13 protein-coding genes and 1 riboswitch are annotated in these 15,437 nt (G+C 44.2%); of the genes, 7 read left to right on the top strand and 6 right to left on the bottom strand.

Going from position 1 to position 15,437, the window contains the following annotated elements:
• Window positions 1-298 precede the first annotated feature (298 nt).
• Complete coding sequence (gene ribB / locus sps_RS26910) at window positions 299-952, bottom strand: 3,4-dihydroxy-2-butanone-4-phosphate synthase (protein ID WP_077755312.1); 654 nt, start codon at window positions 950-952, stop codon at window positions 299-301.
• Between the two features lie 159 nt (window positions 953-1,111).
• Window positions 1,112-1,361: riboswitch (FMN riboswitch) on the bottom strand.
• 310 nt (window positions 1,362-1,671) lie between these two features.
• On the opposite strand from ribB, the gene sps_RS26905 reads away from it, so the two are divergent.
• The 4 genes from sps_RS26905 to sps_RS26890 all read left to right on the top strand — a co-directional run bounded on the left by sps_RS26905 (window position 1,672) and on the right by sps_RS26890 (window position 6,206).
• Window positions 1,672-3,792, top strand: a complete 2,121-nt coding sequence (locus tag sps_RS26905) for a S9 family peptidase (RefSeq protein ID WP_077755311.1) — start codon at window positions 1,672-1,674, stop codon at window positions 3,790-3,792.
• A gap of 85 nt (window positions 3,793-3,877) precedes the next feature.
• Window positions 3,878-4,141, top strand: coding sequence for a GIY-YIG nuclease family protein (locus sps_RS26900; RefSeq protein WP_077755310.1), 264 nt, complete (start codon window positions 3,878-3,880; stop codon window positions 4,139-4,141).
• Window positions 4,142-4,547: 406 nt separating this feature from the next.
• A complete protein-coding gene (locus sps_RS26895) occupies window positions 4,548-5,225 on the top strand; it encodes a phosphatase PAP2 family protein (RefSeq protein ID WP_149027370.1) in 678 nt (225 codons plus the stop codon).
• A 168-nt stretch (window positions 5,226-5,393) separates the two neighbouring features.
• Window positions 5,394-6,206, top strand: coding sequence for a phosphatase PAP2 family protein (locus sps_RS26890; RefSeq protein ID WP_237157960.1), 813 nt, complete (start codon window positions 5,394-5,396; stop codon window positions 6,204-6,206).
• Between the two features lie 148 nt (window positions 6,207-6,354).
• Here sps_RS26890 and sps_RS26885 read toward each other — a convergent pair whose 3' ends face one another.
• Entirely contained in the window at window positions 6,355-7,110 is a 756-nt protein-coding gene (locus sps_RS26885) for a DUF4097 family beta strand repeat-containing protein (RefSeq protein WP_077755308.1), read from the bottom strand.
• A 292-nt stretch (window positions 7,111-7,402) separates the two neighbouring features.
• Between sps_RS26885 and sps_RS26880 the strand changes: the two genes are divergently transcribed.
• Window positions 7,403-8,197: a class I SAM-dependent methyltransferase gene (locus sps_RS26880; protein WP_077755307.1), complete on the top strand. Its 795-nt coding sequence runs from the start codon at window positions 7,403-7,405 to the stop codon at window positions 8,195-8,197.
• Between the two features lie 249 nt (window positions 8,198-8,446).
• Window positions 8,447-9,322, top strand: a complete 876-nt coding sequence (locus sps_RS26875; protein ID WP_077755306.1) for an ABC transporter substrate-binding protein — start codon at window positions 8,447-8,449, stop codon at window positions 9,320-9,322.
• A 59-nt stretch (window positions 9,323-9,381) separates the two neighbouring features.
• On the opposite strand, the gene sps_RS26870 is transcribed toward sps_RS26875, so the two are convergent.
• Window positions 9,382-11,229 carry a M14 family metallopeptidase gene (locus tag sps_RS26870; protein WP_077755305.1) on the bottom strand — a complete coding sequence of 616 codons (1,848 nt, stop codon included), beginning with the start codon at window positions 11,227-11,229 and terminating at the stop codon, window positions 9,382-9,384.
• A gap of 471 nt (window positions 11,230-11,700) precedes the next feature.
• Here sps_RS26870 and sps_RS26865 point away from each other — a divergent pair, with 471 nt between their 5' ends.
• Window positions 11,701-12,039, top strand: coding sequence for a hypothetical protein (locus sps_RS26865; protein WP_077755304.1), 339 nt, complete (start codon window positions 11,701-11,703; stop codon window positions 12,037-12,039).
• A 108-nt stretch (window positions 12,040-12,147) separates the two neighbouring features.
• On the opposite strand, the gene sps_RS26860 is transcribed toward sps_RS26865, so the two are convergent.
• The 3 genes from sps_RS26860 to hslO form a co-directional block, all read right to left on the bottom strand.
• On the bottom strand, window positions 12,148-13,689 hold the full coding sequence (locus sps_RS26860) for a phosphoenolpyruvate carboxykinase (RefSeq protein ID WP_077755303.1): 1,542 nt from the start codon (window positions 13,687-13,689) through the stop codon (window positions 12,148-12,150).
• 218 nt (window positions 13,690-13,907) lie between these two features.
• Window positions 13,908-14,348 (bottom strand): hypothetical protein, encoded by a 441-nt coding sequence (locus sps_RS26855; protein ID WP_077755302.1) that lies wholly within the window; start codon window positions 14,346-14,348, stop codon window positions 13,908-13,910.
• Between the two features lie 217 nt (window positions 14,349-14,565).
• A complete protein-coding gene (gene hslO, locus sps_RS26850) occupies window positions 14,566-15,429 on the bottom strand; it encodes an Hsp33 family molecular chaperone HslO (protein WP_077755301.1) in 864 nt (287 codons plus the stop codon).
• Between the last annotated feature and the right edge of the window lie 8 nt (window positions 15,430-15,437).

The following is a 15,437-nucleotide window of genomic DNA, read 5'->3' as shown; positions in this document are numbered from 1 at the left end:
CGCATATTTCATGAAACTCTAATCTAGGTCACGAAATAAAACGTCAGCGTCAAAAATTCGACTAACATGTTATTTTTGTTGGAGTTATATTTTAAAGTTAATCGAGTAGAGATTTTAATTCGTAATCGAGAACCAGATAAAAATAAGGAATAAGTACATTAACCATATAATTTTTAAGGTTAATTGTTTGGTTTATGGAGCGATAAACCAAGGCTGGGGTCATGTATGGATAAACTAAACAAAAAGCCGATTATTAGCTTTTTGTTTAGTAGTATTAGGCAATCGTGCTTAGTTTAATTTAGCTCGCCTTAGCCATTAGGGCGTGGCGAAATTCAACAATATCTTCAATGGTGAGCACAGGCAGATGGTGTTTCTCACCAAATTGAATGATCTCAGGCAGCCTCGCCATGGTGCCATCAGGATTTGTTATTTCACACAGCACACCGGCAGGCTTTAATCCTGCTAATTGCATCAGGTCTATGGTGCCTTCGGTATGGCCGCGGCGAGTCAGTACCCCACCTGGCTGGGCACGTAGTGGATAAACATGCCCAGGGCGTGCCAGATCATCCGCGACTGCGTCATCTGCGGTAGCTGCCTTGATGGTAGTGACTCGATCTGCAGCTGAAACACCTGTAGTGACGCCTATCTTAGCTTCGATACTGACCGTGAAGGCGGTACCGTATTGGCTGGAATTATCTTCGACCATAGGTGGTAAGTCTAAATGCTTGACTCGCTCGTCGGTTAAACATAGACAAACTATGCCGCTGCCCTCACGAATAAGCAGTGCCATTTGTTCATTGGTTAGCATTTCTGCAGAATAGATCAGGTCGCCTTCGTTTTCTCTGTCTTCATCATCGACGACGAGAACGCCTCGGCCTTGCTTTAGTGCTTCTAGTGCGACTTCGACACGCTCAATTGCTGTGCCGAAAGGGGAGAGTAGTGACTGATTCATGGGTAAAATCCTTAATAAACAACATTGGGTTTTCCTGAATCAGGGCGTGCAGAAAATGACACCGCATTGACAAACAATGAGGTGTTTAAGTTGAACCGAGTAAGCACTATGACAAATACCGATTAAAGGCATATGTGTGGGGGGCTTCTCGTTGCATCTTTACATTCTCTCTCATCCGGACTCAGACTCGCTACTTAAGCTTGTAGGCTCTTAGTAGAAAGCTCATTACCGTCGGCTCTGGAGTGCTTTACACTGGGTAAAGGCACCAGATCTGCTGACCCCAGGTTGTTTATATTTTTCAATATTTCTTGCCTGGGCGCTCGCGGGCTTAAGACCTGAGTTCGATAATGAAATTGAATCAAGTACTATCACCGCCGGTGGGGAGTTGCACCCCGCCCTGAGAATTTACTCGTACGTCATCTTATGGGAGGACTCAATAATAGGTCCTGTACCAGCAAGATTTAAGCTGTCGAGCGCGAGTATGGTGCGCTTCTTTTAGGCAAATGACAAGTGCAAGGGTAAGCCCAAGGCCTTTACCTGAGGCGGTATCCTCTTTAGAATCGTAATTTTTAAGTGCTCATTGAAGTCATCAATTACCAAGGATGTGTAAGATGCCTAGATACCGCCGATCCTTTTCGGATTTCAGATTAAATTTACTATTTGTGCCCTTGATACTGAGCCTATCGCTCGGCTGCGCAGATACTTTGAGAGAAACATCTATGAAACATGCCGATAATCTTCTTCCTCCGGTTGCCAAGAAAGTACCATTTGAATTGAATCTACATGGAGTTAAGAGGGTCGATGACTATTATTGGCTCAGGGATGACTCGAGAAAAAGTCCTCAAATACTGGCGCATTTAGAGGCGGAAAACCGCTACAAAACGGCTCAATTTTCTCCCTATGAGCCGCTGCAGAAGACCTTGTTCGACGAATTGATCGGCCGACTGGATAAAGACGAATCTAGTGTCCCTTATAAGTGGCATAGCCATTGGTATTCGAGGCGTTATCAGCAGGGATTCGAGTACCCCGTAATTGTTCGTAGTCGTGGCGAAATAGAGACTCAAACTAGTCATGGACTAACATCGTCGGCAGACTCTCAGCTTCATCATCATGAGCAGGTTTTACTCGATGTGAATGTGCGTGCCAATGGTCATGACTTTTATGGCTTAGGTGGTGTGTCCATCAGTTATGACGAGTCTAAGTTGGCATTCGGTGAAGATACCCTCAGTAGGCGCATGTACAAGATATTTTTCAAAGACATCGAGAGTGGAGCCTTACTCGATGATGTATTGGACGGCACAGATGGTGGGGCAGTGTGGGCAAACGACAATCAACATGTGTTCTACATCAAGAAAGATCAGCAAACCTTACTGGGAAACCAGGTTTTTCGTCATAAGCTAGGTACCGAGCAGTCGCAAGATGTGCTGGTGTATGAGGAGCAAGACGATACCTATTACATTTCATTGGGAAAAAGCTTAGATGAGACTCGTATCCTACTGTTTCATGAGAGCACCATCACCAGTGAGGTATCTATGCTCGAAGCAGATAAGCCGTTAACTCAGTTTAAGCCTTTGTTAGCCAGAGAAGAGGGTCATGAGTACTCAGTATCTAAGTTGGGTGACGAGTACTACATCTTAACTAATTGGCAGGCAGAAAATTTCAGGTTGATGAAAGCCAATGAAAGCCAGATTTCAGATAAGAGCCAGTGGCAACAAGTTATAGCGGCGGCTGCCGATACGCGTATCGAAGATATTTTGCTATTAAAAGATTATCTGATTGTGCAAACCCGCGCTCAGGGTGTAAGCCAAATAGAAGTTCGCCCCTTCGGCGAGCAAGCACCCTACCTGCTAGCGTTTAATGATCCTGCCTATGTTGCTGGGCTGGATATTAATGCCAGTCAGCTAAGCAATAAGCTGCGTATCTATTATTCTAGTCCTACTACGCCTGAGTCTATTTATGAATATGACTTGAGTAAACCTATGGACAGGCGCTTGTTGAAGCAAGAGAAGGTACTGGGGGACTTCGATAGCGAACGCTACCAAGCCGAGCGATTGTTTATTACGGCCCGTGACGGGGCTAAGGTGCCTGTGACTCTGGTGTATCGTAAAGATAAGTTCACCAAAGACGGTACTAATCCTCTGTATCAATATGGCTATGGCGCCTATGGGCATACGGTCGATCCTGACTTTGATAGTTCGGCGATAAGTCTGTTAGATCGTGGTGTCGTTTATGCCATAGCTCATGTCAGAGGCGGGGAGATGCTGGGCCGCCCTTGGTACGATTCTGGTCGTATGTTGAATAAGCAACACAGCTTCGATGATTTTGTCGATGTCACTAAAGCATTGGTCGCTCAAGGATACGGAGATAGCAAGAAGGTGCTAGCCGCCGGTGGAAGTGCTGGTGGTTTATTGATGGGAGGGGTGATTAATCAGGCGCCGGAACTGTATTTCGCCGTTGCGGCCCATGTGCCCTTCGTAGATATAGTCACTACTATGCTCGATGAGTCCATTCCATTAACCACCAATGAATATGATGAGTGGGGTAATCCCAATGAGAAGGTTTATTTCGATTATATGCTGAGTTATTCACCCTATGATCAAATGACCAGACAGGCCTATCCACACCTCTTGGTTACCACGGGATTACATGACTCTCAGGTGCAATATTTTGAGCCTGCAAAATGGGTGGCTAAGTTGAGGGATTATAAGACAGACGATAATAAGTTGCTGTTTCATATCGATATGGAAGCGGGCCATGGTGGTAAAAGTGGCCGCTACCGCCGTTATCAAGATACGGCACAGGAATACGCCTTCTTCCTTGGTTTATTAGGATTAAACTAGGTTATAGGTAAAGCACAATAGAGTAATGGCTCCTACCGTGAACATGTGGGAGGAGTCAAACAAGCTTAGGTATTAAGGAGTTACTGTGACTGAGTCTATTTGGAAGTTATATATGATCCGTTGTGGCAATGGTCACCTCTATACCGGTGTGACTACAGATATAGAACGCCGCTTAAAGGAGCATCAAGGAGGGGGAGTTAAGGCGGCTAAGTTCCTTAGAGGTAAGGGGCCTCTCTCTTTGGCGTATTCTGAAAATGTCGGCAATCGCTCTGAAGCGTTAAAGCGTGAGATTGCTGTTAAAAAATTATCCAGGCAACGAAAGTTACTTATGATTGCTGCTAACTCCTGATTATTGAAGCCATGTCATTTCTGACAGCTCTTTTACCGCTAGTCCAGCGGGTTTTGAGACTTATTTTGTCATTTATAGGTAATTAATCTGGCAAATTATGTGTAGATTGGTTACTTATTCGTTACCAGTTTTTGCTATTTTTTTATAGTCAGGCTTGAATCTCAGTCCATTCACCAACAAGCACAAATTTTTCACACCCTAAGAGTTAATTTGCCCCCATGAGTCTTAATGGGTGTATACCTTGCCTACATTTAAACAACTAAATACACAAACACATGAAAGAGTAGATGGGAAAAGGAATAGCCTGGCTAATAGTTTTTTCACTATCTTTTTCATCTTATTTATCCTGCATTTGCTCACCTTAAATCAAGCTAGCAATTATTTGATATTTAATGGCATCAATGGGATGAGCGCCTACATGCCGGATTGGATCTTGGCATTGGTTTCTGATTTTGGTAATGGAATCACCTTGGGGGCAGTGATCTTATGTTATCTGGTCAAGCGTCCCGAATTGATCTGTAGGGTGCTTCTTGCAGCCTTGTTAAGCCTGATCGTTGTTCCTTTGCTTAAACAGTACTTCGATGCGCCAAGACCTGCTGTGATATTGGAACATTTAAACGTGATCGGAGAGACTAGATACAAGCACAGTTTTCCTTCCGGACATAGCGCCACGGCATTTCTCTTTGCAGGTTTAATTTATCTATCAAGCCAAAAGGTATTTCTCAGAATTAGCCTGATTTTCATGGCGGCATTGGTAGGGGTATCAAGGATCTTGGTAGGGGCACATTGGCCAGCAGATGTTGTAATGGGGGCCATTGTGGGTCTTAGCTGCGCCTATGCAGCGAGTCATATATGTCCTTTAATCCGACTCACGTTTAGGAAGCGCCTATTAGCTTATCTGCTCTTAGTTCTGGCTCTGGTGTCCAGTGAATTGCATACGGGTTATGATTTTTCTGAAATTTCCATCGTGCAGTATGTGAGGTGGGGGCTGCTAATGCTAAGTATTATTGCCGTATTAGGGTTTGCGAAGAGGGAGCTTATGGCTGGGGTAATGGCAAAGCGTCAAAGGTTAACTTCACAATAGTCGAAATCTGAGAGTTACCTTAGCTTGGATGTTCGTGATGCCATAATCGTGATCCCGATAGCAGAGTACAGATGTGCCAATGAAATAAATTTCGGACTTACTAGCGGATTCACGGAAATTTCACGTTTGAGTCGTATGATGAATTCGATGAAAAAATCGGAGTCCGCTATGAACAAGATAATTTCTTCACGAGGCAGATGGAGCTTACAATCTCGTGAAATGACAGGATATGGATTTCAATTTCTGCTACTTACTTTATTTGTCGTTCACATACTTACGCTTAATGATGCAACTAACTTATCTCTATTTCAGAGCATTAATACTATGGGGGCTCTAGTACCTACTTGGGTCGTCAGTGCTATAACCGATCTTGGTAATGGGACGACTCTAAGTGTAATTGTACTCTGTTATCTGATCAAGCGTCCCGATCTCACTTTGAGAGTGGTGGTTGCTGCCATACTTTCATTATTGATGGTTCCTCTTATTAAAGATTATTTCGCGGCGCCCAGACCCGCAGTGATCTTGGATTACTTAAATATTATAGGAGAGACCCGACATACCAATAGTTTTCCCTCGGGTCATACTGCGACGGCGTTTTTGTTTGCAGTAACTATTTTTCTGGTAAGCAAGTGCAATAAAATTAAGCTGGGTTTGATCGCTGTCGCCGCTCTTGTTGGTGTTTCACGCGTTATGGTTGGTGCACATTGGCCTACAGATGTTGTTATGGGAGCTATCGTCGGGGCTTTGTGTGCTTATGGGGCGTTATTGCTTGCGCCTCTGGTGAATCTTACCGATAAACTAAGATTTCGAAGTTACTTAGTGCTGTTAGTGGTTATCTTGCTCTGTGAGTTAGATAAGGGCATTGATGCCGATGAACTTTGGCAAGTGAGCATGCTCAGATGGATCTGGTTTAGTGTGTGCGCTGGATTGATTTGGCAGTTTTGGAAGCGGAGTCATCGAGTCACTAAGCTAGAAGGCTAGCCCAAGTTTAGTGATAGTCTTGAGTTTAGCTGGAATATATTTGTGTTAATGGGGTGGGCAGCGACTCATAAAATAACTAAAGTCGCTGCGCCGGGAAGTTGGTTCAGCTTTCTATTGCTAGAGCTATGACAAGGGCTATTACTAAGAGTTAGTGCATACTGACCTGACCGTCGATCTTATCGAAACTTAAGTCACCAGAACCGGCTTCGAGAATAGTGAGCCCCTTAGCATTGACCACTTCAATACCTCCGGATCCGTCTTCTATGGTGACCTTGCCCTGAATATCTGTTACCGACATACCACCGGAACCATCTGTAATACTGACATCACCATTTACCTTACTGATATCAATCGAACCAGAACCATCATCAAGCTCGATATCACCCTGCACGTTCGACAGAATTATAGAGCCAGATCCATCTTGAATATTTAGATTTCTGCCACCTTGGATTTCTATGCTACCGGAACCGTCTTCAAGTTTAATATTGGCATCTATACCAGAGAGTTTGATGCTGCCTGAGCCATCATCGATATCTAGTTTCATGTTAGCCGGAACCTTGATAACAAGATCTATGTAAGGAGAGTTTCCTGAGCCGAATCGTGGGCCAAACTCGGCAATCAGATAGGCGGTGTCTCCTTTTTGAGTTAGCGACAAATCTGGTTCCATCTCTTCATAGGTGTAGATGTCAGCTTCGAGTGTGATATCTGTGATCCCATCGACTCCTATTATCTCTAATGAACCAGCTCCGGTGTTGGCGACCATAGCGTTGAGTTCACTTGCATCGATTTGCAGCATCTGCTGACTGTGTTCAAGAGGTTCCATGCTGGCGCCATTAACGTTAATAATGCATCCGGATAAGGATAGGGCGAATATTGAAGCGAGTGCGGTTGGGCGAATTGTCATGTATTTATTCCTTTAAATTAATCTAGTGAGAGCCAAAATTTAAGTTTAATTCTTGTGCGCTCGAAGTCATTACAGTTTTTATTATCTTTAACTAAGCAGTGTTTATGCCAATATGAAAACTCTATGTTTTTAAAGACTATTAACGGTTTTGTTGGAGAGTGTTTGTGGAGATGTTAACCTCTATGCTCAATCAATGAGTTTATAGACCTATCATGTGGTGAATTCCATCACTGCTTTTAACCTAATAAACCGAGTCATTTATTATGGGTAGAAGAGAAATAAGAGAGAAGCAATGGATTACTTAGCAATCAATAAAACTGCTTGGAATAAGCGTACTCACACTCATGTGGCTTCAAAGTTTTATGATGTAGAAGGTTTCCTATCGGGTAAGTGTGCCTTGAAAGAGATTGAGCTTGATGAGCTAGAAGTGAAAGGTAAGAGCCTTCTCCATCTTCAATGCCACTTCGGATTAGATACCTTGTCTTGGGCCAGAAAGGGCGCCGAAGTGACAGGTATCGATCTCTCGTCTACGGCAATCGAAAAGGCTCGGGAACTGACATCGCAGGCAGGTCTAGAAGCCGAATTTATCTGTACCGACGTATATAGCACGGCAGAGAAGGTATCTAAGCAGTACGATATTGTATTTACGTCTTATGGGGTCCTATGTTGGTTGCCAGATCTCGATTTATGGGCCCAAGTCGTCCGGGATTGCCTCAAGTCTGGCGGTCAATTTTATATGGTTGAGTTTCATCCCTTAGAGGCCTTGTTCGATGGCTATAGTTATTTTGCGCAAGCTGAGCCGGATGTTGATGAAGAGGGCACCTATACAGAGAATTGCTCAGGTGACAAATACACCTTGATCACTTGGCCCCATTCTATCTCAGATATTCTGAATGCCTTGCTTCGCGCTGGGCTTACACTCGAGCACTACAATGAGTTTGATTTTAGTCCCTATAACTGTTTCGAGGGCCTAGCCGAAGAAGTACATACTCAGGCTTCAGGTGAACGAGTATTAAGATATGTTATGGAGCATAAACAACAACGTGTGCCCCTGAGCTATTCAATTTCGTCTAAGAAACCTAGCTAAGATCATCCTATGTGGCTCTTTGCATCTTACTAAGCGATTCGAAGATATGGTTTCAGCAGATATGCAGGCAAATGTGAAATACTAATCCTTAACTGATTAACTCTGCTAAAGACGCTCACTGAGCGTCTTTTTTGTTTGTCTAAAGACTGTATTACACAGCTTGCCACTAGCAAAATAGTCAGCTAGTTTAACTAGTGTAAGCTTAGATATATCTAATCTAAACGTATCACTATTCTCACAAAGGTGATTATGCGAGCCTTGGCATTTCTGGTGTTTATCATTTCTCTTAGTATTGCAGCCACCCATCTTGCGGCGGCTCCTATCGTTATTCAACCTAAGCAGTCTGAAGATGATGCTAGCTATGGGTATTATGTCGATCTCATCACTCTTATTTTAGAACTGACCCGAGAGGAGTATGGGCAAGCCGAATTGGTCGAGTCTGAGTCCGTTTTCACCCAGAACAGAGCTTTCAGTGCACTTAAGCAAGGAGAGTTAGATCTTTTTTGGGCTGGAACCAGCCAAGATAGAGAAGACACGTATCGTGCTATACGAGTCCCCCTAATGGGAGGCTTATTGGGGGTGAGGGTTCCAGTGATTAGGGCTGCAAAGTACCAGATGTTTCTGCAGATAGGTACATCGGGTCAATTAAAGGCTCTCACTGCGTGCCAGGGGGATCAGTGGCCGGATTCAGATATTTTAGAGAGTAATGGTTATCGGGTGGAGCGAGTCACTAAGTTCGCGCTCATGTATAGCATGCTCAAGCAGGGGCGGTGCGATTATTTCCCGCGAGGGATCACAGAGGTTTACGCGGAGCTTGAGGGGGAAGATAAAGAAGACTTGATCGCTTACGACAAGATATTGCTCAGCTATCCATTTCCCATGTATATCTTCGTTAATAAAGACAAGGAAACTCTGGCTCAGCGGTTAGAGTTGGGTCTGCTCTCTTTAGTTGAGCAAGGTAAGCTAACTGTATTTATGCAGTACCATCCGGTCACCAAAAATATATTTCCTCTGGAAAAATATTCAGGTTCAAAAACGTTTCGTCTTACAAATACCAACTTGCCCGAGTCGACGCCCCTTAGGGATGAGTCACTCTGGCTGAAAATCAAAACCAGCCGAGATTAATCTGTTGCCCGACTGGTTTGTGTTGGTATTAGCTACTGGTATTGGTACTCGTCATAGCGCTACTTCTGCCTCAATACCGGATACTTTTGGTATTGATCATCATAGTAAGGGCTTCTCTTATAGAACCACCGCAGGCGTGCCTTAGGATCTGCCGCGAATTCCTCGTCTTTCAGAGCCTTGTCGAATGCTAGCTGTAACTTAGGATCATCCTTGAGCATCTGAGTCGCCAGTGGCTCTACGGCATAGTTTTCGATATATTCTGTGCGAGTGAAGATAGGATTAAAAAATCCCCACTGCAGTAAGGAATCTGGTGATTGAGGCTCGAGTAGTAAGATAGCCAGGTCGCCCAAGGGCTGGTGGGTATCGATTTTTACCGTGCCGCTAGCTAGCTCAGTTTCGACAGACTCGAGTCTTACTTCTGCTTCCACCATCTGCCTGCCTTCATAATCCTTGCTTCTGAACTTAGGCTCGCTCAGCTCGTATCGTTGCAGTTTTATCTCTGTAGGTTGGTGGAGTCTGGTCATACGGATACCGTGAATTTGTAAGCGCTCGATCACTTCTGTCCACTGTGGGGGAATATAGTAAGCACTGGGTCGAGTCACGCTGATGTCTGGCACGGTATCGCCAACCACAGGCAGGTTAGGGTAAAGCTTAGGCACTCCGGTCCAGCGGACTATATCATTACCACTGATTACACTTTTTTCCATGCGATATTCAATGCCCTTAAAATCCCAACCTTGTTTCTGCTGTGCCTCTTTCCAGGTGAGTGTCACTCGAGGTGGATAGCGGAACTTATCCTGTTTAATGGCCGACTTTAACTTAGTGGCCTGCATGCCTAACGTTTTCAAGGTGGCCTCAAGCATCACGTAAGTCCCCAAAACTCGTTGCTTATAAGGTTTAAGGCTGTGGTTTTCTATCAAGATAGTCGGCAGGTGTCTGGCATCGCCATAACCATTGGAATAACGAGGACTAGCGTTCCACAGTGACATGCCTTTAGTGATATCAGTGTTGTCTATGGCAAAGATTAAAGGACCCGGTATATGTCCCTGGCTAGTGAGCGCCGACTCGATGGCGGGGCGATAGATTTTCTCGAGCCAAGCATAACTTGCTGGGCTGAGCCCTTGAGGTAGGTTATAGCCGAATGTCATATCATATTGATAGTCGATGCCATCGGTCACATGTACATCGATATAAAGATTGGGTTGCCATTCATTGATAGCATGTAACATATGCTGCATCTCTAAGGTATCGGCTTTGGCATAATCTCGGTTTAAGTTGAGGTTATTCGCCGTTGTACGCCAGCCCATATTTATTGGACCGCGCTGATTGACGCGATTATATTGGGTTGAACGTTCATGACCGTCGACACTGAAAATAGGTACAAATAGTAGGTTTGCCTTATCGAGCAAATCTCCTTTTCCCCCCAGAACCAGATCACGAAGTAGCATCATACCCGCATCTTTACCGTCGATTTCGCCTGAGTGAATGCCCGCTTGAACCAGCACACTGGGCTTATTGTTCTCGGCTAATGCTTCTGGAGTTTCGGCGCCCTCAGCCGAGGCAACAATCATCCAGATATCACGCCCTTGGGGACTCTTACCTAAACTGACTTTTTTTAACTTGTCTGTTTGGGCAATAAGCTTATCGAGCCAGATGAAAGTATCATCGTAATTTGGACTGGTCTTAAGGCCATTTTGTTCGAAAGGTGTCGCCCATTCATCGTCCGCACTGAGGAGCAGTGCTTCACTCTTACCATGCCACTCTATGCTTGGTGGCAGGATTTTATCGTTGATATAGGTATTAGCGATTTTGGGCTCTGCTAGCTGAGAAGCTGTTTCATCGTTAGCTATAGCGGAAGAACTCGCAAGGCTAACCAAGATGATGGCTGATAAGTGCTTGAAACGCATGTTAGGTACTCAATATTAGTCTTATTATTAGCCTGATATATTTCATTAAAATTGTAATGAGTACAAGGCCAAATCTTAAAGTTTTGGCTACTTTAAGTAGCCTTCTATAGTTAGACTTCGTCTAACAACTAACGTCTTGGTATTCCCTCTACACTCGGGCAAGGAGGACTGCTCGTTCTCATCAACATCCATGTTTAACAGCCAGTTGGGTAAAGTATATCTATATACAAGTGCCAGTTCAGCTTCCATACTTCTCGTTAATTAGCCATGGCTTTGCCATATTCACCATGCCTCGCTCAGAGGGCTCATTCTCATGATCTTCGTTCCACCTATGACGCCCTGTCAGTTTCACGCAATTTAAAGCTCCGCGGCAAACAACTATTAACAATCGTTCAGCTTGCTCCCAATCTGTTGATATAATTTGTATTCGTGCTATTTATACTAACAAGTTCCCTGTATGGAAGCCTGCAAATGCCACAAGATCAAGATGAAAATTTTAAGCGACTGACACGTATTGCCAAATTTTTGGTACCTACATTTATCTTACTTGGGGTTCTCGTATTCAGCTGGTTTGAACTCAGTAATCAGGTGCTCAATATTAACGTCGTGAATAAGAATCTAGAATGGAGCCAAGGTTGTTCTGCTGGTAATTGCTCGGGTGTGCCAACCTTCTATATTATTACCCCAGCGGAGAGCTTTATCACCACGGAAGCCATTTATGACCGAATAGAAATTGGGGAGAACTATGATGTCGAAACAGAAGGTTTTACCGACTTACTTGTCCATAGAAGAATCGATTATCTGTTTTAATTGAGGTTATAAGCATAAAAAATCCCAACTAAGCCAAGGCAAAAACTGGGATTATTGTCAGAACGGTTACTTCAACTATCAGATCATAAACGATCTAATCAAAGATCTTTATGCATTAGGTCCTGCATGCTTAATCGAATCAGGTACCTGGTATTTCTCAAAGTTAGCAGTGAAACTTTCTGCTAATTTCTGAGCATACTCAGCATATTGCGCTTTGTTTTCCCAAGTATTAACAGGGTTTAGTAACTTAGTCTCAACGCCTGGAATGGCAACAGGAACATTCAGATTCAACTTTTCTAAGTACACAGTCTCTACTTCCTTGAGTCCGCCACTGACGATGGCATCGACAATTGCGCGAGTCGTTGGGATATCGAAACGGCTACCAACACCATGTGGACCGCCTGTCCAACCCGTGTTGACCAGATATACTTGGCTACCGAATGATTCGATTCGCTTCATCAGTAGCTCGGCATAAACGCCTGCAGGACGCGGGAAAAAAGGCGCACCAAAGCAAGTCGAGAAGGTCGATTGAATCGCGGCGCTAGAGCCCATTTCTGTCGAGCCAACCTTAGCTGTGTAACCAGATAGGAAGTGATAAGCGGCTTGCTCTTTGGTTAGTAGAGATACTGGTGGTAGCACGCCGGAGACATCACAGGTCAGGAAGACAACAGCGTGAGGCTCTGCGCCGCAGTTTTCCTCTTTTCTAAGTTCGATATGCTCAAGTGGGTAAGCAGCACGGCTATTTTCAGTGAGTGTCGAGTTGGTGTAGTCAGGCACGCGATTTTCATCCATGACCACGTTTTCCAGCACGGTACCGAAGCGGATAGCGTCCCAGATAACCGGCTCATTCTTCTGGCTCAGATCGATACACTTAGCGTAACAACCGCCTTCGATATTAAATACACCGCCTGGTGCCCAACCATGCTCATCATCACCGATCAAGAAACGCTTAGGATCGGCCGATAGTGTCGTCTTTCCTGTGCCTGAAAGGCCGAAAAATAGTGTGGTGTCGCCATCTCTGCCAACGTTAGCCGAGCAATGCATTGGCAATACGCCCTTGGCTGGAAGTAAGAAGTTTTGTACCGAGAACATAGACTTCTTCATCTCACCAGCATACTTAAGGCCTGCAAGAAGCACTTTACGTTCTGCAAAGTTTAAAATGACTGTCGCATCTGAATATGTACCATCACGCTCAGGATCACAGACGAAACCTGGTGCATTGATGATCTGCCATACTGGCTTATCAGCGGCATTGAACTCTTCCGGGACGATAAATAGGTTACGGGCAAATAGCTGGTGCCAAGCCGTTTCTGTGGTGACCTGTATTGGTTGATAGTGCTCTGGATCTGCGCCCACTTCCAGCTCAGAAACAAAAAGCTCTTTATCGGCCAGATAGGCTTCGACTCTCTGCCATAAAGCGGTAAATTTAGCTTGTTCGAAAGGTTTGTTCACTGAGCCCCAGTCGATATCGGCTTCTGAACTTGGCTCTTTGACGATAAAGCGATCATTAGGTGAACGACCTGTGCGTTCTCCTGTTTTTGCGACTAACGCGCCATTAGCTGTGAGTTCGCCTTCACCGTGTGCAAGGGCTAGCTCAATGAGTTGTGCTGTCGTAGGGTTATGGTGAGTTAGTTTTGATCCATCCGCCATAGTAGGGTCTCCATGATTTGAGGTCGGAATTTAGGTGCTGGTCTTTGCCGGCTTTTCTTTATATAGAAAAATACTTTATAGATAAGCGTCTTAATGCGCTGGAATTCGATTGTAACTTAAGCGGAAATGAATGTGTGAGGAAGATCTGGTTTTAATTTTAGTTAGATATGCTGTGAACAAAGCCATTTTTTATTAGAAATGGCTTTGTTCTTGATTTATTACCAATTTATTCCGGGTATGTCATCGTTACAATCCATAGCAATTATAGGTTCTTTTCTTACCCAAGTACTATTGTCTGAATATGGCGGATGCTCAAATACATCCCAAGCGGGAGATACGTGATTCCACAATTCGTCATAACCTTTACCCGATGTGACCCTTGTTACTAACACTTTGCAAGCTCCAGAAATATTCATGAAAGTCATAGTCCACCCGTCCCACTTAAAATATTTTTTATAATCCGGATCAATAACTCTAGGAGCTGGATTAAATATATTTTCGATTACACCACCTTGATCCTGAATATATTGCACAATATCACCGGAAACAACTTCTCCATATTGGGATGAGATGATGAAAGGATCGTTTTGTTCCAATTCATTAGCTTGGGCAAGTGGTGTTAGTAAAAGCATTGTTCCAATTAGTATTTTTTTTATCATAGTACTATTTCCTTATGGTATATATAAAAAAATCGAGGAAATAATATAAACTTTACAATAAAGGAAAGGTGATCTTTATCTCACTTTTGCTCACCATGTGTAACGCTATTGATTCAAAGGTATCTAGGTGTGGTGGAATGTTACGCAGGTGGGTGTTGCGAGGGGCCAAAAAAAAGAGGATGCATATAGCATCCTCGATTCATTGATATTCTTTAGATTACTGTTTAGCTACGGGAGCCTGTGCATTGCTGAAGAGCGCTTCGATGTCGATGGAGTCGAAACTATAGTTGGTATTGCAATATTCACAACCCATCTCAACTTTACTCAGTTCGGCAATGATGGCATCAATTTCTGCTTTAGGGACTGTGCGAATCGCCTTAGCGCTACGCTCTCTTGAACAGGTGCAAGAAAAAGTCACTTGGGTCGGGTCGAAAAGGCGTACTTCTTCTTGATGATAGAGACGATGAAGTACCTCTTCAGCTTCAAGCTCAAAAAGCTCTTTTGCTTTTACCGTGGAAGTAAGCTGCTCTAAATGCTCAAACTCGACATTATGATCACCTTCGCTAGGCAGTACTTGCAACAACATACCTGCAGCCTGTTGGCCATTAGCAAATAGATTTATCGAAGTGGGTAATTGCTCAGACTGAGCGAAGTATTCTTCGAGACAGGCAGCTAAGCTACTCTTGTCTAGTGCAACTACACCTTGATAGCGCTCACCATCAGTAGGTGTAAGTGTGATAACCATATGGCCTTTATTGCCGAATAGCTGCTGTAAATCGGCATCTTGCTGTAATTCACCATTCCAGCGAGCGACGCCACGTAGCTGCTGTAGGTTGTTACCATTGACAACGGCGAGTGAGACCGGACCGTCACCTTGTAGTTGTACGCTGATATCACCATCGAATTTCAGTGTCGCGGTAAGCAGAGATGTTGCCGCCATAAGCTCGCCTAGAAGATGCTGGAGCTGTAATGGATATTCGTGGGCGGACAAAACTTCTTGGTAACTCTTCTCAAGTTGCACTAATTCGCCACGAACATCTGCATTTTCAAATAGGTAGCGGTGTAAATTATCTTTACTCATCTCAATCT

It is taken from the genome of Shewanella psychrophila, from assembly GCF_002005305.1.
GTDB classification, from domain to species: Bacteria; Pseudomonadota; Gammaproteobacteria; order Enterobacterales; family Shewanellaceae; genus Shewanella; species Shewanella psychrophila.
Note: the sequence above shows the minus strand (reverse complement) of the source record. Positions and strands in the feature narration are given on the sequence as shown.